At 71.5% G+C, this 18323-nt stretch carries 15 protein-coding genes; 4 read left to right on the top strand and 11 right to left on the bottom strand.

The features are described 5' to 3' along the window. Nucleotides 1–49: 49 nt before the first annotated feature. Nucleotides 50–886 carry a hypothetical protein gene (locus tag LGI35_RS38595; protein WP_227299071.1) on the top strand — a complete coding sequence of 279 codons (837 nt, stop codon included), beginning with the start codon at nucleotides 50–52 and terminating at the stop codon, nucleotides 884–886. A 57-nt stretch (nucleotides 887–943) separates the two neighbouring features. On the opposite strand, the gene LGI35_RS38600 is transcribed toward LGI35_RS38595, so the two are convergent. The 8 genes from LGI35_RS38600 to LGI35_RS38635 form a co-directional block, all read right to left on the bottom strand. Continuing rightward, nucleotides 944–1918 carry a phosphotransferase family protein gene (locus LGI35_RS38600; RefSeq protein WP_227300700.1) on the bottom strand — a complete coding sequence of 325 codons (975 nt, stop codon included), beginning with the start codon at nucleotides 1916–1918 and terminating at the stop codon, nucleotides 944–946. A gap of 133 nt (nucleotides 1919–2051) precedes the next feature. Then, nucleotides 2052–2609 carry a pyridoxamine 5'-phosphate oxidase family protein gene (locus tag LGI35_RS38605; RefSeq protein ID WP_227299072.1) on the bottom strand — a complete coding sequence of 186 codons (558 nt, stop codon included), beginning with the start codon at nucleotides 2607–2609 and terminating at the stop codon, nucleotides 2052–2054. A gap of 87 nt (nucleotides 2610–2696) precedes the next feature. Further along, nucleotides 2697–5426 carry a fumarate reductase/succinate dehydrogenase flavoprotein subunit gene (locus LGI35_RS38610; RefSeq protein ID WP_227299073.1) on the bottom strand — a complete coding sequence of 910 codons (2730 nt, stop codon included), beginning with the start codon at nucleotides 5424–5426 and terminating at the stop codon, nucleotides 2697–2699. A gap of 28 nt (nucleotides 5427–5454) precedes the next feature. Beyond that, nucleotides 5455–6204, bottom strand: a complete 750-nt coding sequence (locus LGI35_RS38615; RefSeq protein WP_227299074.1) for an ABC transporter ATP-binding protein — start codon at nucleotides 6202–6204, stop codon at nucleotides 5455–5457. Then, complete coding sequence (locus LGI35_RS38620) at nucleotides 6201–7058, bottom strand: ABC transporter permease (protein ID WP_227299075.1); 858 nt, start codon at nucleotides 7056–7058, stop codon at nucleotides 6201–6203. Before LGI35_RS38620 ends, LGI35_RS38615 begins: the two co-directional genes overlap by 4 nt. Continuing rightward, nucleotides 7055–8401: an ABC transporter substrate-binding protein gene (locus LGI35_RS38625; RefSeq protein ID WP_227299076.1), complete on the bottom strand. Its 1347-nt coding sequence runs from the start codon at nucleotides 8399–8401 to the stop codon at nucleotides 7055–7057. The genes LGI35_RS38620 and LGI35_RS38625 overlap by 4 nt, the downstream gene beginning before the upstream one ends. Before the next feature lie 14 nt (nucleotides 8402–8415). Continuing rightward, the gene (locus tag LGI35_RS38630; RefSeq protein WP_055563275.1) at nucleotides 8416–8643 is read right to left on the bottom strand and encodes a 4Fe-4S dicluster domain-containing protein; all 228 of its coding nucleotides are present in this window, start codon (nucleotides 8641–8643) and stop codon (nucleotides 8416–8418) included. Nucleotides 8644–8684: 41 nt separating this feature from the next. Beyond that, nucleotides 8685–9455 carry a GntR family transcriptional regulator gene (locus LGI35_RS38635; RefSeq protein WP_227299077.1) on the bottom strand — a complete coding sequence of 257 codons (771 nt, stop codon included), beginning with the start codon at nucleotides 9453–9455 and terminating at the stop codon, nucleotides 8685–8687. A 269-nt stretch (nucleotides 9456–9724) separates the two neighbouring features. Between LGI35_RS38635 and LGI35_RS38640 the strand changes: the two genes are divergently transcribed. Both LGI35_RS38640 and LGI35_RS38645 read left to right on the top strand, forming a co-directional pair. Continuing rightward, entirely contained in the window at nucleotides 9725–11398 is a 1674-nt protein-coding gene (locus LGI35_RS38640; protein ID WP_227299078.1) for an FAD-dependent monooxygenase, read from the top strand. A 100-nt stretch (nucleotides 11399–11498) separates the two neighbouring features. Then, on the top strand, nucleotides 11499–12155 hold the full coding sequence (locus LGI35_RS38645; protein ID WP_227299079.1) for a DUF2238 domain-containing protein: 657 nt from the start codon (nucleotides 11499–11501) through the stop codon (nucleotides 12153–12155). Between the two features lie 70 nt (nucleotides 12156–12225). Here LGI35_RS38645 and LGI35_RS38650 read toward each other — a convergent pair whose 3' ends face one another. From LGI35_RS38650 to LGI35_RS38660, 3 genes are all read right to left on the bottom strand, one after another. After that, entirely contained in the window at nucleotides 12226–14208 is a 1983-nt protein-coding gene (locus tag LGI35_RS38650; RefSeq protein ID WP_227299080.1) for an ABC transporter ATP-binding protein, read from the bottom strand. 282 nt (nucleotides 14209–14490) lie between these two features. Further along, entirely contained in the window at nucleotides 14491–15993 is a 1503-nt protein-coding gene (locus LGI35_RS38655; RefSeq protein WP_227299081.1) for a long-chain-fatty-acid--CoA ligase, read from the bottom strand. Beyond that, the gene (locus LGI35_RS38660; protein WP_227299082.1) at nucleotides 15944–17026 is read right to left on the bottom strand and encodes a TauD/TfdA family dioxygenase; all 1083 of its coding nucleotides are present in this window, start codon (nucleotides 17024–17026) and stop codon (nucleotides 15944–15946) included. The genes LGI35_RS38655 and LGI35_RS38660 overlap by 50 nt, the downstream gene beginning before the upstream one ends. Nucleotides 17027–17277: 251 nt before the next feature. Here LGI35_RS38660 and LGI35_RS38665 point away from each other — a divergent pair, with 251 nt between their 5' ends. Continuing rightward, the gene (locus LGI35_RS38665) at nucleotides 17278–18297 is read left to right on the top strand and encodes an AraC family transcriptional regulator (protein ID WP_227299083.1); all 1020 of its coding nucleotides are present in this window, start codon (nucleotides 17278–17280) and stop codon (nucleotides 18295–18297) included. Nucleotides 18298–18323: the final 26 nt, after the last annotated feature.

Consider the following 18323-nt stretch of genomic DNA (forward strand, 5'->3'; position numbering starts at 1 on the left):
GCCGGAAACGGTTTTGTGCGGGCTGGTGAGGTCTCGTACGGTCACGAGCATGAACGTCCTGGTGGGTGACCCGCGCAGGCTCGGCGTACCCGCGTCCGAGGCGAGACTGCGCTTCGACGCCGAGCCTCCGAAGCTGGGGACGGGGCCGGGGCGCAGGGTTCTCGCGGTCGACGGAGAGCCCGCCTTCGAGCTCAGCTTCTGGTGCGGGTCGTGCCAGTTCCTGTTCCGCCGCCTTGAGGGCGCCCATGAGAAGTTGTCGTTGGAGAGCATGCGGGAGCGCCTGGCCGGGCAGCTCCCGGACCTGGACGGCGGTGTGCTCGATGCGTTCGGCAAGCTGCTGCCGGAAGGCGACTACCTCCCCATGCTGCTCAGCGTCGAGCCACACCTGGTCGTCCCGGGACAGGAGGGCGACTACTTCAGCCACGAGCAGGTGGCCACGTGGGGCCTCGACGCGTTCTGGGGGCTCCCGGAGTACCCGCACACGCCGTACTACCGCACGTTCGAGACCGCGGTCGATGACGAAGCCCATCTCTACGAGTTCGTCGTGCCCATGGTGCCTCCGACGTGGAACGACCGGGAGCGGGTCGAGGAGTACGCCGCGCAGATGGAGCGGGGGCTGGTGGCGACGGCCGTGGCGGTGTCGACCCTGGACGTGTGCCTGCCCGCGCTGGACCGGTCGACCGACCACTACACGCACTGGGGGCTGACGCACTTCCTGCTCGACGGCCACCACAAGCTGGAGGCAGCGGCTTCCGCAGGGCGCCCCGTGCGGCTCTTGTCGCTCCTCGCGCTGGACGACTGCCTGGCCGAGGCCGGTGACAAGGACCGGTTGGCAGCCCTGCGCTCTCAGCCTTCCGTGATCCGCGGAACTCGACGGGCGGAGTGACCCTCGGGCCGTCCTCCGAGCGGACAGCCTTCGCCCTGGGGCTGTGGACAGGGGCGTTCAGGCGCGGACCAGATCCAGCGCTTCGTTCAAGTTGTGCTCGGCGATGGCGGCCATGAACGCCCGGTCGGGGAAGTTCCCGTCGAGCAGCCTGAGCGGTCCCGCCGTCAGCGACAGCCGCTGGGCCAGCATGTAGAGCGCGAGCCGGTCAGCGTCCAGGCCGTCCACCTTCAGCGGCCGGTACGCGTCGTGCAGGCGGATCCGCAGAAACACGTGCTCCCACTCGACGTCGAAGTACATCAACCCCTCGATGTCGATCGCCACGGGGTTCCCGCCCGCGTCCACCAGCACGTGGTCGGGTCCCAGTTCGCCGTGGACGACCGCGTACTCCGCGCGCGGTCGCACCGCCGCCGCGAGATCCAGCAGCCGCTGCTCCAGCCGCCCGCGCGCCTCCGCGAGTCGCGGATCACGCGAGGCCGCATCGGTGAGGTCCCGCAGCGCACGGTCCAGGACGACTCCTTCGCACGACGTTCCGCGCGAGGTACCTGACCCGTCGACGACGGCCACCTTGCCGTATGTGGGGGCTCGATGGCGCCGCATCGCATCCAGTGCCTCCCCGAGCCGGGTCATGACCGGCTCGGCCGCGCGCGGATCGCGTGCGAGCAGTTGCTCCAGGTTCTCGCCCTGGAGGTCCTCGACGATCACGAGGTCGGCCGGGCCGTGAGTGCCTTCGCGGTCGACGAGCCGGATCGCCGGGACGCGGACGCCGAGCGTGTCCAACCGCGCGTGTGCGGCCTCGAACAGGCCGATGCCGAGACCGGGGGAGAACGGGTCGGTGAGGTCGTCGTCGCCCTCGGCCGCCGGCCAGTAGTTCTCGGCGTCGTCCCACAGGTAGGCGATCGCCGTGGTCGCGTCGTCCATCAGCAAGCGGTACACGCCCTTCTTGCTCCCACCCGCGACCCGCTCGACCGCCGCCAGCCGGCGCCCGCCACCCAGCGCGGCCTTCGCCGCACCCGCCAGCTGCTCCCTCGTCACTGCTCCGGGTGCCACGTCCCCGACCGCCTCTCTCCGCCGCCGCCACAACAACCCGCGCAACCTACGGGATCGGCGACGCGGAGGCGATTGGTTTGTGGGTGTGGGTGTGGGTGTGGACGTGTGGGTGTGCTGCTCAGAACGCCCAGCGCGTGTGGGAGTAGACCCCGCCGTCCCGGCCGAAGCCGTATGCCGTGGCCGGGGACACCGCGAACACCATCGCGTCGCCCTTCCGGAACGCGTCCCCGATCCCGTGGAAGGTGCCCTCGCGGGAGGTGATGTGCGCCCCGTACTTCGCCTCGTACGCCGTGATCACCTCCTCGAGCACCGCCGGATCGGCAACCGGCGTCGCCTTGCCCTCGACCACGACGTCGAGCCCTTCGGTGAGCGAGTTCCGTCCGGTGGTCAGCGCGCAGTGCCCGTCATGTGCGAGGTTCCTCGCCTTCTGCTCGCCCGGCCCGGTGGAGAAGTACAGCACCCCGTCGTGCCAGGCGGCGATGACCGGAGTGACGTGCAGGCGTCCGTCGGGGCGCACCGTGGACACCCAGAAGATCTCGGCGGCCTCCAACTGCCGCTGGGCTTCGGTCCATTCGGTCGCGGTGACTTCGGCGGCACCCGGGCTGGGGTTGAGCGCCGAGCTGTAGCGGGCGTCGAGCTCGGTCGTGGGCTGCTTCGCAGGTTCGTGTGTCGGCATGGTGGATCTCCTTTCCTCTCCCCTGTAACGATCCGCCGCCCACGCGGTCATCGCGTGACGTCGTCCCCGGTCAGTCCCGCACGGCGGTCACGCCGCGGCGCGGGACGCGTAGGCCCGGACGTCCGCGTCGGGATCGGCGGTCGCGGTGGTGAGGGCCGCGCGGGCGTCGGGGTCGGCGCGGTGGGCGAGGAGTGAGAGGACGACGGCCTTGCGCACGTCCGCGTTCGGGTCGGTGGATGCCTTGGCGAGGGCGGGAACTGCCTCGCTGGGCTGGGCCGTTCGGAGCGCGGTCGCGGCGCCGGCCCGAACCTGCCAGGCGGGGTCGCCGAGCGCGGCCACGGCCCGTTCGGCATACGGGGGCGGGCAGCCCGTATCGGCGAGTGCGGTGAGAGCGGCTGCCCTGACCAGCGGGTCGGAGTCGTCGAGGAGCGGGGCGAGCGGGGCAGGGGACGGTTCGCGCACCGCCGCGAGACCGCGGGCGACCGCGACTCTGACCTCGCGGGCCGGGTCTGCCGTGGCCGCCGAGAGCTGAGCGGCCGCGTCCACCGAGACCAGGGCCCGAACGGCTTGGATACGTACATCGATCTCGGTGTCGGCGAGCGCGGCGGCGTACACCGACGCGTCGCCGAGCCGCAGCTCGCGCAGGACGTCGAGCGCGGCGCCCCGCACCGCCGGGTCCGCCACACCGAGGGCTGTTCGCAGACGGGACCCCAACTCGGGCTCTGGGGGCAACACTTCGACCAGTTCGCGCAGGGCGCCCGCGGCGGCCTCCCGGACCTGGGGCGCGGTATCCCGCAGCCGTGCGGCGAGCGCGGGACCGGCCCCGGCGGGCACTGTCTCGGCGAGGACGGCGACGGCGGCCGCCCGCACCGCCGGGTCGGAGTCCTCAAGGTAGGGCGCGAGTGTGTCCAGGTCGGGGGACTCTTCGGCCAGGGAGAGGAGAGCGAGGAGGGTGGGGCTCGACGCGGGGGTCCGGGCGGCCGAGGGCGAGGGAGCCGGCGCGGCGGACGTGGCCGGGCGGGCGGCCGGAGCGACGTCCCGCTGCCCCGCCGTCGCCACCGGAACCAACGCGACCTCACCCAGCACCCGCTCCGCCCCGGCCGCCACCGGCTCGAACTCCGGCACCGGAACGACATACGGTTCGACCGCTCGGGCACTGAACTCCATAGTTCCCGAAGGGGACTTGTACAGGTCGAGATGGTGCAGCCACCCCGCGTCGTCCCGCTCGGGGTGGTCGAGCCGCTCGTGGTACAGACCCCAGCGGGACTCGGTCCTCGCCAGCGAGGCGCGCGCCGCCATCTCCGCGCAGTCCCGGATGAACGACACCTCCGCGCACCGCATCAGCTCGTGCGGCGTACGCGCGCCCAACCCCTCGATCTCACCCCTCATCCGCTCGAACGCCTCCACGGCCAGGGACAGCTTCGCCCCGGCCTTCGGCGGCGCCACGTAGTCGTTCACGAACCGCCGCAGTTTGTACTCGACCTGAGGCTGCGGCGGCCCGTCGGGGTGACGCAGCGGCCGGTAGATCAGCTCATGCGCGGTGGCGAGCTGCTCGCCGGGCAACTCGCCCTCGTAGGAGCGGAACTGGGACGCGTCCTCGCCGGCCAGGTCCCCGAAGACGAACGCGCCGATCATGTAGTTGTGCGGTACGCAGGCCAGGTCGCCGGCCGCGTACAGGCGGGGCACCGTGGTGCGGGCGTGCGCGTCGACCCGCACGCCGGACGCCGAGTGGCCGCCGCACAGGCCGATCTCCGAGATGTGCATCTCGATGTCATGCGTGCGGTAGTCGTGGCCGCGGCCCTCGTGGAAGGTGGCGCGCGTGGGCCGTTCCGTCGTGTGCAGGATCGACTCGACGGCGCTGATGGTCTCCTCCGGCAGATGGCTCAGCTTGAGGTACACCGGGGCGCGGTCGGAGGCGAGTTCGGCCGCGAACTCGGCCATCATCTGCCCCGACCAGTAGTCCGACTCCACGAACCGCTCGCCGTGCCGGTTCACCTGGTAGCCGCCGAAGGGGTTCGCGACGTACGCGCACGCGGGGCCGTTGTAGTCCTTGATCAGCGGGTTGATCTGGAAGCACTCGATCCCGGTGAGCGCGGCGCCCGCGTGGTAGGCCATGGCGTAGCCGTCGCCCGCGTTCGTCGGGTTCTCGTACGTCCCGTAGAGGTAGCCGGACGCGGGCAGGCCGAGGCGGCCGCACGCCCCGGTGGCCAGGATCACGGCGCCCGCGCGTACGGTGACGAACTCGCCTGTGCGGGTGTTGAATCCGGCCGCGCCCACGGCACGGCCGTCCACGGTGAGGACCCGGACCGGCATCACCCGGTTCTCGATGCGGATCCGCTCACGCATCTCGCGGCGCCGCAACTGCCGGTAGAGGACCTTCTTGACGTCCTTGCCCTCCGGCATCGGCAGCACGTACGAACCGGAGCGGTGCACCTGACGGACCGCGTACTCGCCGTGCTCGTCCTTCTCGAACTTCACGCCGTACGACTCCAGGCGCTTGACCATCGAGAAGCCGCGGGTCGCCGTCTGGCGGACGGTGGACTGGTCGACGATGCCGTCGTTGGCGCGGGTGATCTCCGCGACGTAGTCGTCCGGTTCGGCCCGGCCCGGGATGACCGCGTTGTTCACGCCGTCCATCCCCATGGCGAGCGCGCCGGAGTGGCGTACGTGCGCCTTCTCCAGGAGCAGCACGTCCGCGCCGCGTTCGGCGGCGGTGAGGGCGGCCATGGTGCCCGCGGTGCCGCCGCCGATGACGAGGACGTCGCAGGAGAGTTCGGTCGCGTCGGAGAGGGCGGGGATGGCCAGGGGGGTGTCCACGGGCGGGCCTTTCACGGGGGTGCGGTGGTCAGAGGGATGTGAGGATGCGGCGGCGGAGGCCCGTGGTGGCGGGCGCGTTGCGCGCGTCCCGCTGCCGGGGGTGCGGGACGTCCAGGACCTCGCCGGAGGAGAGCAGGGCGATCCGGTCACCGAGGTAGAGCGCCTCGTCCACGTCATGGGTGACGAAGACGACGGTCGCGCCCGTGCCGCGCAGGATGTCCACGAGCAGGTCCTGCATGCCGGCGCGGGTGTGCGGGTCGAGCGCGCCGAACGGCTCGTCCATGAGGACCGCGCGAGGCCGCCCGGCCAGGGCACGGGCCAGCTGGACGCGCTGTCGCTGCCCTCCGGAGAGCTGGCGTGGCAGCTTGCGGGCGTGCTCGGCCAGTCCGACGCGCTCCAGCCATCCGTCGGCGACGCTCCGTCGCTCGTCCCGTCCCGACCGCCGTATGGCCAGCGGGAGTTCGACGTTGGCGCGGACGCTGCGCCACGGCAGCAGAGCGTTCTCCTGGAAGACCAGCGCCCGGTCGGCGGCGGGCCGGTCGATGGGCGTTCCGTCCTGCGTGACCCGCCCGTCCAACGGGGGCAGCAGACCGGCGAGGGTGCGAAGGAGCGTGGACTTGCCGCAGCCGGACGGGCCGAGCACGGCCACGAGCTCGCCCGGCGCGATCCGCAGGCGCACGGTGCCGGGCAAGGGCTGTCCCTCGTGGTGGCCGAGCCGCACGTCCTCCAGGGCGAGTTCGGCACCCTGGCGGAGAGAAGTGGTCCTCGTCGGACTCATGAGACTGGCTCCTTCTCCAGGGCCGGGACGGGGGACGAAGCCGCCGGGGGAGCGGCGGGGCGGTGTACGGCACGGGACGGCACCCGTTCGGCCGGCCGTGGCAGCCAGGCGGTGGCGCGGCGGCCGAGGAACTCCACCGCCGTGGAGGTGAGCCAGCCGAGGGCGCCGATGGTGACCATGCCGACGAAGACGCCGGGGTAGTCGACCACTGTGTAGTCCTGCCAGGTGCGGTAGCCGACCCCGTACTCACCGGAGATCATCTCCGCCGAGATCACGCAGATCCACGCGACGCCGATGCCCACCGAGAGCCCGCCGAAGATGCCCGGCAGCGCGCCGGGCAGCACCACCGAGCCCAGCACCCGCAGCCGGCCGCCGCCCATGGTGAGCACGGCCTCCTCCCACACCGGCGTCAGCGCGCGCACCGCGTGCCGCGTCGACACCAGCACCGGGAAGAACGCCGCGGTGAACGTGATGAACACGATGCCCTGCTCGTTGCTGGGCAGCAGCAGGATCGCGACCGGGACCAGGGCGATCGCCGGGATCGGCCGCGCCACCTCCATCAGCGGGCCGAGCAGATCGGCGGCCCACCGCGACCGCGCGATCGCCGTGCCCGCCGCCACCCCGAACACCGCGGCCAGCAGGAACCCGATCACGATGCGGCGCAGGCTGTATCCGAGGTCCTGCCAGTACGGGGCGGTGCCCAGCCGGTCGCCGAAGGCGGATGCCACCTCGCCGACCGTGGGGAACTGCCCGAACCGCAGCCAGAGTTCGACGTCCAGAGAGGTCAGCAGCTGCCAGAGCCCGAGGGCCGCGGCGAGCGACGCCGCCCGGACCAGCCGGCGGCCCGCGCTCATGACGCGAGCCTCACGGCGTCCGCGTAGCTGACGACGCGGGCGCCGGAGTGCCGTTCGACGTACGTCTTCGCATGGCTCGGGGTGACGAAGGCGCGCAGGTCGGAGCCGTCCGCGACCCACACGGCGCGGTCGGCGAACCACAGGGTGCCGGTCAGCGCGTCGGGTACGTACGCGGCCCGGACCTCCGCTCCCTTCAACGCCTTGAGGAGCCGCTTCGGACTGTCGAAGGTGCGGGTGGAGTCCTGACCCTTCAGCCACAGCTCGGACTTGGCGACGCCCGCCTTCGGATACGCGGGTGTGTGCGTGGCCCGCTCCAGCGGCTCGGGGTCGACGAAGGAGTCCACGTCGACGTCGCCCACCAGCTTGGCCGCCTTGAGGATCGGTACGTCCTTCTTCAGCGCGGCGATCAGCTCCGGCCGCAGCGCCGGGTCGAAGGTGGCGATGCCGTGGGCGCCGTTGTAGAGGTAGACCGCCTCGGCGGGCAGACCGGTCTCCTCGGCCACCGACTCGGCAGCGGCCACCGGCCGCTTGCGGAGGTAGTCGGTGGCCCGCCGCTGAGCCTGGAGGAAGTCGTCGAGGACCCCGCCGCGCTCCTCGGCGAACTTCTCGCGGACGGTGACTCCGTGGAACGTCGGCAGGTTCAGGTCGGCGCCGTCGTACAGGGCCTTCGCCTTGCCCTCGTACGCCAACTGGCCGGGCCAGGCGACGAACTGGGACAGTGCGTCGACGCTGCCCCCGGTCAGGGCGGACGCGCCCACACTGGGCTGCTGGTTGAGTTTGCTGATGCCCTTGTCCGGGTCGATCCCGGCCTTCCTCAGGGCCCGTACCAGGGTGCCGTCGGCGGCCGATCCGACGCTGGTGGACACTTTTCTGCCGCGCAGGTCGGCCAGTGATCTCACATGCGAACCGGGCGCGGTGACCACGGTGTTGAGGCCGCCGCGCAGGTTGTAGCCGGTGACCGAGACGAGCCGCGTCGGCTGCCCCAGCTGCTTGCCGCGGGCCGCGTTGATCAGCAGTGGGAAGTCGCCCATCGACCCGATGTCGATCTTCCCGGCGGTCATCTGGGCGGTGATGGGGGCGCCGGTCGCGTAGTCCTGCCACTTCACCTTGTAGGTCTTGCCGTCCTTCCTGCCGCGGGCCGCGAGCTCGTCCTCGAAGTAGCCGAGGGAGCGCAGCAGTGTTCCGGCGGTGACGGTGTTGATGGTCTTCGACTGGTATCCGACGGTCACCGTGACGGTCTTGGAGTCCTCGGCGCCGGCGGCGCCACCGCACGCGGTGGCCAGGGGCAGCAGGAGAGTCAGCGGCAGAAGCCGGGTGAGCTGGACAACGGGTTTGTGAGGCACGGCAGTCGGACCTTTCACCGGAGCAGGTAGGGCATGTTGACGGTGACCGCGCCGGTGGGGCACCGGGCCGCGCACGGGCCGCAGTACCAGCACTCGTCGACGTGCATGTACGCCTTGCCGTTGTCCTCGCGGATCGCGAGCGAGTCGAGCGGACACATGTCTACGCAGAGCGTGCAGCCGTCGATACACCGCGACTCGTCGATGGTCACGGGTACGTCGGCGCGCTGCGGGACAACGGGCATGGCTGTCTCCAGGGAGGGTGGTGGAAGGAACGTGCGGTGGGTCAGACGGTGTGGCGGCGAAGGACGCCGCTCATGGTGATGCGGTCGCCGCGGAAGCGGATGAACTCCAGGTCCACGGGCCGCCCGTCGGGCAGATGAGTGAGCCGCTCCAGCATCAGAACGGCGCTCCCGCGCGGCGCCTCGAGGACCGCGGCGGAGTGCGCGTCGGCGTTCACGGCTTCGAGAGTGATGTCGGCATGCCCCAGCGGGCCGCCGGTCAGCGTCTCCAGGAGCCGGAACACGTCCGTGTTCTCCAAGTCGCAGCCGAGCAGGTCACCGCCCACATCCATGGGCAGATACGACAGGTCCAGGGACAGTGGCAGTCCGTCGAGGCGCCGCAGCCGCTCGATACAGAGCACGTCGGTGTGGTCGGGCAGACCGAGCCGGTGCGCCACTGGGCCGGGAGCGCCGACCGGCCCGACGGTCCTGACCTCGTTGGTGACCCGGCCGTGCTCGTGCAGGGTCTCGGCCAGGCCCTGCAGCCGGTCGAGGCCGTGCGGGTACTTCTCGCAGACCACGACGGTGCCGACGCCGGCCTTCCGCTCGACGAGCTGCTCGCCGCGCAGCAGGTCGAGTGCCTGCCGGACGGTGTTGCGGCTGGCCCGGTAGTCGGCGGCGATGACGTCCTCCAGAGGGAGGACGCCGCGCGGGAATCCGCCCGACAGGATCTGGTGGCGCAGCAGGTCCGCGAGCTGCCGGGCCTGGTCCGCACGCAGCCGCCGACGGCGCGCGGCGGCGACCGGAAGCGAGGCGGGGATACGTTCGGCTGGCATGGCAGGGAACGTACCGGCGCGGCGGCTCCGATGGTGTTGCGGCAGCATTGCGCCACCTGACGGCTCCAGCCGCACCGCTCTGACCTGCTGCATCGACGGCCGGCGTCCAAGATCCGCCACTTGACCGCCCACCAAGTGGACAGCGGTCGATCGCCGCCCGGTCGCGGGAGCGGAGGCAGGAGGGCGGGCGCCCGGCTCGCCCCCTGCGCGGCGGCGGGCCACGATGGAGGACGGGGCCGGTTCCGGGGGCCAGGTGCTGGGAGGTACCCGTGGAGCACGCCCGAACCACCGACGTACTGATCGTGGGCGCCGGCCCGGTCGGGCTGAGCGCGGCCGCGGAGCTCCGGCGGCACGGGGTGCGCTGCCGCCTCGTCGACCGCCTGCCGGCCCGCCTCCCCCACGCCAAAGCGGTCGGCATCCAACCACGCACACTCGAGATCTGGGACCGGATGGGCCTGGCCCGCGCCGCCCTGGAGGCCGCCGTCCCGATGCGCGGCCAGCTGATCTACGTCAACGGCCGGGAGCAGGCCCGGATCGACCTCGTCCTGCCGCCCGAGGTGCCCTACGGATTCGCCGCACTTCCGCAGTACGAGACCGAGCGCCTCATCGAGGAGTACGTCGGCGGCCTCGGCACGTTCATCGAGCGCAACACCGAACTGCTGTCCTTCACCCAGGACGAGGACGGGGTCACGGCCCTTCTGCGCACCGACTCCGGCGCCGAGGAGGAGCTGCGCGTCCGCTATCTCGTCGGCTGCGACGGAGCGCACAGCACCGTCCGCAAAGGGCTGGGCCTGAGCTTCGAAGGCGGGGCTTTCGACGAGGGCTACATGCTGGCCGACGTCGAGGCCGACTGGGACCTGCCCCACGGCTACGGCGTACGGTCCACGCACCGCGCCGACGACGGTTCCACCGACGACGTGCTGGTCTGCATCCCGCTGCCCGGGAACGGCCGCTACCGCATGTCCGCGCTGGTCCCGCCCGAGCTCTCCGAGCGGGGCGCCGACCGCGGGCCCACGCGGGGGGACGGTGTGACGCACGGCCTGCAGAGCGGTGGCGTCCCCGAGCTGTCCCACCTCCAGGCCGTCGTCGACCGCCTGGCCCCCGTGCCGGCCACCCTCTCGCACCTGCGCTGGTCGTCCGTCTTCCGCATCAGCCACCGCATCGTCGACCGCTACGCCGATGGACGCGTCTTCGTCGCGGGCGACGCCGCCCACATCCACCCGCCCACGGGTGCCCAGGGCATGAACACCGGCATCCAGGACGCCTGCAACCTGGCCTGGAAGCTCGCCCTCGTCCTCCGGGGAGAGGCCGGGCCCGCCCTGCTCACCAGCTACGACGCCGAGCGCCGCCCGGTCGGCGAGGAAGTCGTGGGCCGGACCGTGCGGCATGCCACGGAAGGCATCGAAGCCGACCCTGACGCGCCGCGGACCATCATGCTCCGCGAGGCCCAACTGCTCATCGGCTACCGGGACGGACCGCTCGCCGGGAGCCCGCACGGGCCCGCCGAAGCGCCCCAGCCCGGTGACCGCGCCCCGGACTGCACCGGGCTGGCCGAGCCCGTGGCCGCGTACCCGTTGCGCCTGCTCGACATCCTGCGCGGCCGCACGGCGCACGTCGTGCTCCTGTACGGGGCCGACGCCGCGGTCCTGGCCGAGGCCGCCGCGACGGTCCGGGTCGCGGGCGTACCGGACGACGGCACGCTGTCCGGGTTCGCGCTGGAGACCGTCGCCGTCCTCGACCGTGATGCCGAGCCGACCGGCCTCGACCCCCTGGCCGTCGCCGGATACCGCGACGCCGCCGGGGAGTTCGCCCGGCTCTACCGCCCCGACGGGCCGACCGGCTTCGTCGTACGCCCCGACGGACACCTCGGCGCCCGCTTCCCCCTCGCCGACACGGCGGCGGCCTTGCCCGCATACCTCGCGGAGCTGTTCCCGCCGGCGTGATCACCAGCGCTCCTCGCCCGGTCCCGTTTGAGTAGCCGTACTCAGGCCACCCGGCTTCCGGGCCGCCACGATGAGGCGACCGAGAAGAAGGAGCGCCCCGATGTCCCTGATCGCAGCTGCCCGTCGCCGGAGGGCGAACAACGCGGCCCCGTTCCCGGTGCTGCCCGGTGTCTGCGCCGCCGTCGTGGTCGTGGGGCTCGCCGTCTCCGCCTGGGCACCGCACGACCGGACGACCTGGTTGCTGGAAGTGGTGTGGGTGCTGATCGGACTGCCGTTGGCCGTCCTCGCCCGGCGGCGCTTCCCGCTCTCGGGGCTGCTGTGCTGTCTCCTCGCGGCGCACGCGCTGGTGCTCGCGCTGGGCGGGCACTACACGTACGCCGAGGTGCCGTTGGGCGAGTGGGTGAAGGACGGACTGGGGCTGTCCCGGAATCCGTACGACCGGTTCGGGCACCTGATGCAGGGCTTCGTACCGGCCGTCCTGGTGCGGGAGTTGCTGGTCCGGACGTCTCCGCTGCGCGGCAGCCGATGGCTGGCGCCCCTCACGGTCTGCGCGTGCCTGGCGTTCAGCGCGGTCTTCGAGATGTTCGAGTGGGCGGCGGCGGTCATCGGCGGGCACGCGGCGGACGCCTTCCTCGCCACCCAGGGCGATGTGTGGGACACCCAATGGGACATGTTCTGCGCGCTGATCGGCGCCACGGTCTCGTTGCTGCTGCTCAGCAAGTGGCACGACCGGCAGTTGAACCGCCTGGCCGGCTGAGGCCGGGGCGCCTTTCGGCGTCGTCAGGGGCTTCGTGCCCTGGCGCGGCGTCGGACCAGTTGCCCGCAGGTCACGCCGGCTCGGAGGCGGGTGGCCTGGTGGGGCCGGGGAGTCGGGCGGGGCGGTCGTGTTCGTACTGGTCGGCCTGGAGGCGGTACATCTGCGCGTAGCGGCTGGCGGGTTCGGCGGCGAACAGCTCGGTGTGGCTGCCCTCCTCGATCAGCCGGCCCTCGTCCAGGACGAAGATGCGGTCGACGCGGCGCACCGCGGCCATGCGGTGGGTGACCAGGACGATGATGCGGTCCGGTCCCGCGAGGCCGAGGATCTGGTCGAAGGCACGCTGTTCCGCGTCCGGGTCCAGGGCGGACGTCGGCTCGTCCACGATGATCACGCAGGCGTCGCGGAAGTGGGCGCGGGCCAGCCCGATCTTCTGCCACTGTCCGCCGCTCAGGTCGCTGGCGCCGCGGAAGTTCTTGCCCAGCAAGGTGTTCATGCCGTGGGGGAGTCCGGCGATGTCGCGGTCGGCTCCGGCGTACGCGGCAGAGGTGCGCAGGTCTTCGTCGGTGACGTCGCGGTCCGGCTGCCCGATGCGGATGTTGGCCGCCGCGGTGAAGGGCCAGCGCTCGAAGGTCTGGGTGAGCAGGCTGACGTGGCCGAAGAGTTGCTGCCGGTCGGCCTCGGCGACGTCCACGTCGTCCCAGTGGATGCGGCCCTCTCCGGGTAAGTGCAGGCCGGACAGCAGGCGCACGAGGGTCGACTTGCCGGAGCCGTTGGGGCCCACGAGGGCGATGACGCTGCCGAGTTCGATGCTGAAGGAGATGTCGTCGACAGCGGGCTCGTCCCGGCCGGGGTACCGGAAGGAGACGTTGTCGAGACGGATGGACCGCGGGCGCGACGGCAGGGCGCGGCCGCCCTCGGGGATGGCCAGGTCCTCGGCCTTCTTGAGGAAGTCGGTGAGGTCGTGCACGTAAAGGGACTGTTCGTGCAGCTGGCTCATGGTGTTCACGAGCGAACCGATGCTGGCGGAGCCCGCGTTGATGGCCATGATGGCCGTGCCGAGGACGGCGACGCTCATACGGCCGGTCAGGCACAGGCCGATCATCACCGTGAAGGTGAGTGCGTATCCGAGGCCGGAGAGGGCGGACGCGGCCAGTTCGGTGCGGGCCTTGTCCTTGGCCAGGCGTTCCTGTTCGCTCTCGGCCGTGTGCGCCATGATCCGGTAGTGGCGCAGCAGGAACGCGCCCACATGGTGCACGCGCACCTCCAGGGCTGCGGTGACCGAGGTGAGCAGATTGGACAACACCCGGCTGGCCCGCAGGTGTTCGATCCAGGTCATCGTCGAGAGGTAGCGCTGCTGGGCCACGCGCATCACGCCCCAGCCGCGCGGCGCGACGATCAGGAACAGCATGGGCAGCAGCGCCGGATTGAGCACGGACAGCACACCGCCCGCGGCGACCAGGGCCAGCACGCTGTTGATCGCCGCGACACTGGAGCCGATCATGTGGCGGGCCTCGTTGGCGCCGTACTGGGCGCGGTCGATCAGCTCCCGGAACGTGCCGTCCTCGATCGCCGACATCTCGACCCGCTGGCACGCCGCCAAGTACTGCTCGGACGCGGCGCGTTCGACCTTCGGCTCCAGGCTCCCCGCCGCCGCGGTGGACCGGGAGGCGAGCAGCGCGTTGGCGGCCAGGACCACCGCGGTCATCACCACGGCGGGCAGTGCGTCACGCAGGCCGCGCACGTCGGTGCCGGCGGCGACGACCGCGTGCAGGGCCGCGTTGACGGCGAGCAACTTCAGCGCGGCCGCGATGCCTTGGCCCACCTCCGTCACTCCCACGGTGACCAGTGACCGTCGATCCGTGTGCCAGGCCAGTCGGACGGTCTGCAGCACCAGGTGCGGCAGGGACCTCAGCGCACTCCACAGAGTGAGGTCGAGGCGGGCGTACTCGTGCTTGCTCCAGCCCGCGTCGTAGCGCAAGGGCCCGCCGAACAACTCCTTCTCACTGGCCGAGACAACGGGAGCACCCGGCTCCGGACGGCGCAACAGCCTCATGCGCTCGCCCCCGTCCCGCTCGACACCTGATGCTGCTCCATATGACCTCCTACGCCGGCGATCGGACAGATGCTCGGAGAACGGGGTCGATCTGTGACTCGTAACGGTGTTGAGGGTGCGATCTGTCGCTCGAAAGTTCGAACGTGGGGAGCGCGGCAGGTGGCTTCCGGCGGTGCGGCCGTCATCTCCTTTTCGAATCACCCGTGCGGGGTTGGTTACCCGTTCGAGGGATGGCGTGTCGCGCGGACGGCAGTTCTGGCCGGATCCGCGCGCGTCGTCGGTTCAGTTTCCCGAAGGCTCCGGCGGGGCGAGCGCGATGTCCCGCTTGAGGATCTTGCCGGTCGCCCCCTTGGGCAGCGCGTCGGCGAATCTCACGATCCGCGGGTACTTGTAGGCCGCCACCCGCTGTCGTACGTAGTCGCGCACTTCGTCCGTCGTGACGCGGGCGCCGGGCCGGAGAACCACCACGGCGGCCACCTCCTCTCCGCGCGCCGGGTCGGGCACACCGATCACCGCGGCCTCCGCGACGTCCGGGTGCCGGTACAGGACCTCCTCGATCTCGCGCGGATAGACGTTGTAGCCGCCTCGAATGACGAGGTCCTTCTTGCGGTCGACGATGAAGTAGTAGCCGTCTTCGTCGACACGGGCGAGATCACCGCTGTGGAACCAGCCCTCCTGGAACGCCCGCGCGGTGGCGTCCGGCCGGTTCCAGTACCCCTTCATGACGTTCTCGCCCCGGATCGCCAGCTCGCCGACCTCGCCGGGGCCGACCACCCGGCCGTCCTCCGCGACCAGCCGCAACTCGACGCCCCGGACGGGAAGCCCGATGGAACCCGGCTTGCGGGGCCGGTCCGGCGGGTTGAAGCAGGCCACCGGCGACGTCTCCGACAGGCCGTAGCCCTCGAGCACCGTGACCTCCAGCTCGCGCTCGGCGGCACGCAGCAGTTCCACGGGGAGCGCGGAGCCGCCCGAGACACCCAGCCGCAGCCGCGGCAGGGCCGGCCCGACGCCGCTCTGGAGCAGCGCGGTGTACATCGTGGGCACGCCGAGGAAGACGGTCACCTCGTCGCGGCGCAGAATCTCCAGCGCCGTGGCCGCGTCGAAGCGAGGCAGCAGGGTCAGACAGGCGCCCGCCGTGATCGCGGTGTTCAGGGCGCAGGTCTGCCCGAAGGCGTGGAACAGCGGCAGCCCGCCGAACAGGACGTCGTCCGGTCCCACGCACAGCAGCGTCCGGGCCGCCGTCAGCGCGTTGCTCACCAGGTTGTGGTGCGTCAGCTCGGCTCCCTTGGGCGTCCCCGTCGTGCCGGACGTGTAAAGGATCACCGCGGTGTCGTCATCGGCGTTCGCGGCCGCTCCGGTCATCGGCGTGGCCATGCGCAGCTGCGCGTCGAGGGTCGCCGGGTCCGCGACCAGGTGCTCCACGCCGGCCATCGACGCCGCCGGAACGGCCTCGTCGGCGGAGGACGGCGAGGCCACCAGGAATCGGGTGGCGCAGTCGCGCAGCACGAACGCGATCTCGTCCGCCTTCAGCAGGGGATTCATCGGGACGACGACGCCGCCCGCGCGCAGGATGCCGTAGTACACGACGGGAAAGTGCAGGACGTTGGGCAGGACCATCGCCACACGGTCGCCCGCCCGCACGCCCCTGGCCCGCAGCAGCGCCGCGAACCGGGCGGTGAGGTCGTCGAGTTCCCCGTACGTGAGGACGCGGTCGCCCTGACGGACAGCGGTCCGGTCAGCGTGGGACCGGGCGGATCGCGCCAGGAGTGCGCAGAGGTCGGACATGTGGCTTCCCTTTCGTCGGGGGGTGCGGGGTGATCACATCGCGCGGCGCGACCCCGCCGCGGCCGCCGGTGCGGGAGTGCTCATCGCCCCAGAACTCCGGTGGCAGCGAGCGTGATTGATGTGGCGTCAGCCACAGCTGCAGGAGATGAAAGGGACGTTCGGGCCCCGGTCCGTCCTCGTGAGGCGTGCGGGCGTGCAGGACCGCGTGGTTGTTGAGCAGCAGCAGGTCGCCGGGGGCGAGGTCGATGTCGAGGCGCAGCTCCGGGGAGGACGCCGTCTCGTCCATGAGGTCGAAGAGCTCCCGCTCGGCCGAGCTCAGACGCGGTACCTCGGGATACCGCTGCGCGGACTCCAGGCGGCCGCGGTCGTAACGCAGGCTGAGCCTCTCCCCGTCCCGGTGGGCGAGCGGCACCGCCTGCCAGGGGAGCCCGCCCGGGAGCTGTTCTCCGTGGCGGTCGAGGAAGTGCGTACGGCTCAGACCGTCGAGAAGCTCGGGCCTGCGCGCCAGTACGGCATTGTGTACCGCCGCCGAGCTGGCGAGTGTCGTACGCCCACGGGAGCCGGCCGCCCGCAGGCACAGCAGCGCCAGCGCGTCGGCGGCTTCGGTGCGCGGCGACAGCGCGGCCCCGACGCCGGGCCCGTCGCGCAAATGCCCGAGCATGTGGCCGGTCGCGTCCTGCGACACCGGGATCCCGAGGTGCTGTCCGACACCCCACAGAAGGACGGCGGCCGCCTCCTCGCTGTACCGCTCCACCGGGATGCCTCGTACCAGTGCGAAGCCCCGGCCGTTCTCCAGCTCGTCGGCCGCACTCCGCAGCTCGCCCGCCAGGGTCGGCAGCGGGAAGTGGTCGGCGGTCACCTTCAGCAGCGGGGTGCCCGGGGCACGCGCCGTCCGCAGGGCCGCGTCCAGCTCGTCGAGCCTCGCCGGTGACAGGTGCAGCGCCCAGTCCGGTGCGGCCGAGAGATCCCGGCCCCGCCACACGGCCGGACCGGTGCAGGGGCGGCGGGGGAGATCTGGGGATTGCCCACGCACCACATTCATCCTTTCTCCGCGGGAGAATTCCATGAGAGATGAGTACCGGGACCGGATTCACCGACTCTTTCGCGGTCTTTTCGTCGCGATACCGACCCCTTTTCATGGGGCCTATACTTTGCCAAGGTGTCTTCCATCGGAATTCCGTGCGGCCTTCGCGGTGGTGCCACGCTAAGTCACGGCCCCGCGCAACGCTTGACCTCACGGGACGGATGACTTATCAATCTGGGACACAGCCCTGGAGCGCGCCGATGAAACCGCTGGTCCGCAACGCAGCCCTGAGCAGCTACATCGAGCTCAGCCAGTCCCTGGGTATCGACCCCCGTGCCCTCATGAAGCAGGTGGGCCTCGACCCCGTCGGACTCGCCGTCCAGGACCGCTGGATTCCCGGTGCGGCCGTCGCCGAGCTGCTCGAACTGTCGGCGGCGGCAGCGCGGCGCGAGGACTTCGGCCTGCTCCTCGCGGAGCGGCGCCGCTTCTCCAACCTCGGCCCGATCAGCCTCGTCCTGCGCGAGGAGCCGGACGCGCGCAGCGCCGTCCGGCTCCTGGTGCGCCAGGAGCGCATGTACAACGAGATGCTGCGCAGCCGGCTCACGGAGGCGAACGGGCTCGCCACGCTGAAGGTGAGCCTCGCACTCGGCGAGGTGCGTGAGGCACGGCAGTCCGTCGAGTTGGCCGTGGGCGTGCTGCACGGATTTCTCCGGGTGTTCCTCGGTGCCCGCTGGCAGCCACTGTCCGTGTGCTTCTCCCACGGCGCACCCCACGACATCGCCGCGCACCGGCGATTCTTCGGGCCCGTCGTGGAATTCAACCAGGAATTCAACGGAATCGTTTTCTACGCGACCGAACTCGACACCCCCAATACGATGTCGGATCCCCTGCTGCGTGGCTACGCCCGGCAGTACTTCGACTCCATCGCGGTCTCCGAGGACACCACCGAACTCGACCGGGTGCGCGAGCTGATCGAGGTCCTGCTGCCGACGGGGCGCTGCTCGATCGAACAGGTCGCCGGCAGCCTCGGCGTGGACCGCAGGACCGTCCACCGGCACCTCGCCACATCGGGCGAGACCTTCTCCTCCCTCGTCAACGGAACGCGCAAGCAGCTTGCCGAGCAGCTCGTGGCGAACCCGAGCCGTTCCCTCACGGAGATCGCCGGACTCCTCGGCTTCTCCGCGCCCAGCGCCTTCTCCCGCTGGTTCCGGGATCAGTTCGGCAGCAGCGCCCGCGAGTGGCGCGCCCAGCGGTCGGCCACCGGCCCCGTCCCCAACTGACAAGTCTCCTGTCACCTGCGGTAAAG

It is taken from the genome of Streptomyces longhuiensis (assembly GCF_020616555.1).
In the GTDB taxonomy this organism is placed as follows: Bacteria; Actinomycetota; Actinomycetes; order Streptomycetales; family Streptomycetaceae; genus Streptomyces; species Streptomyces longhuiensis.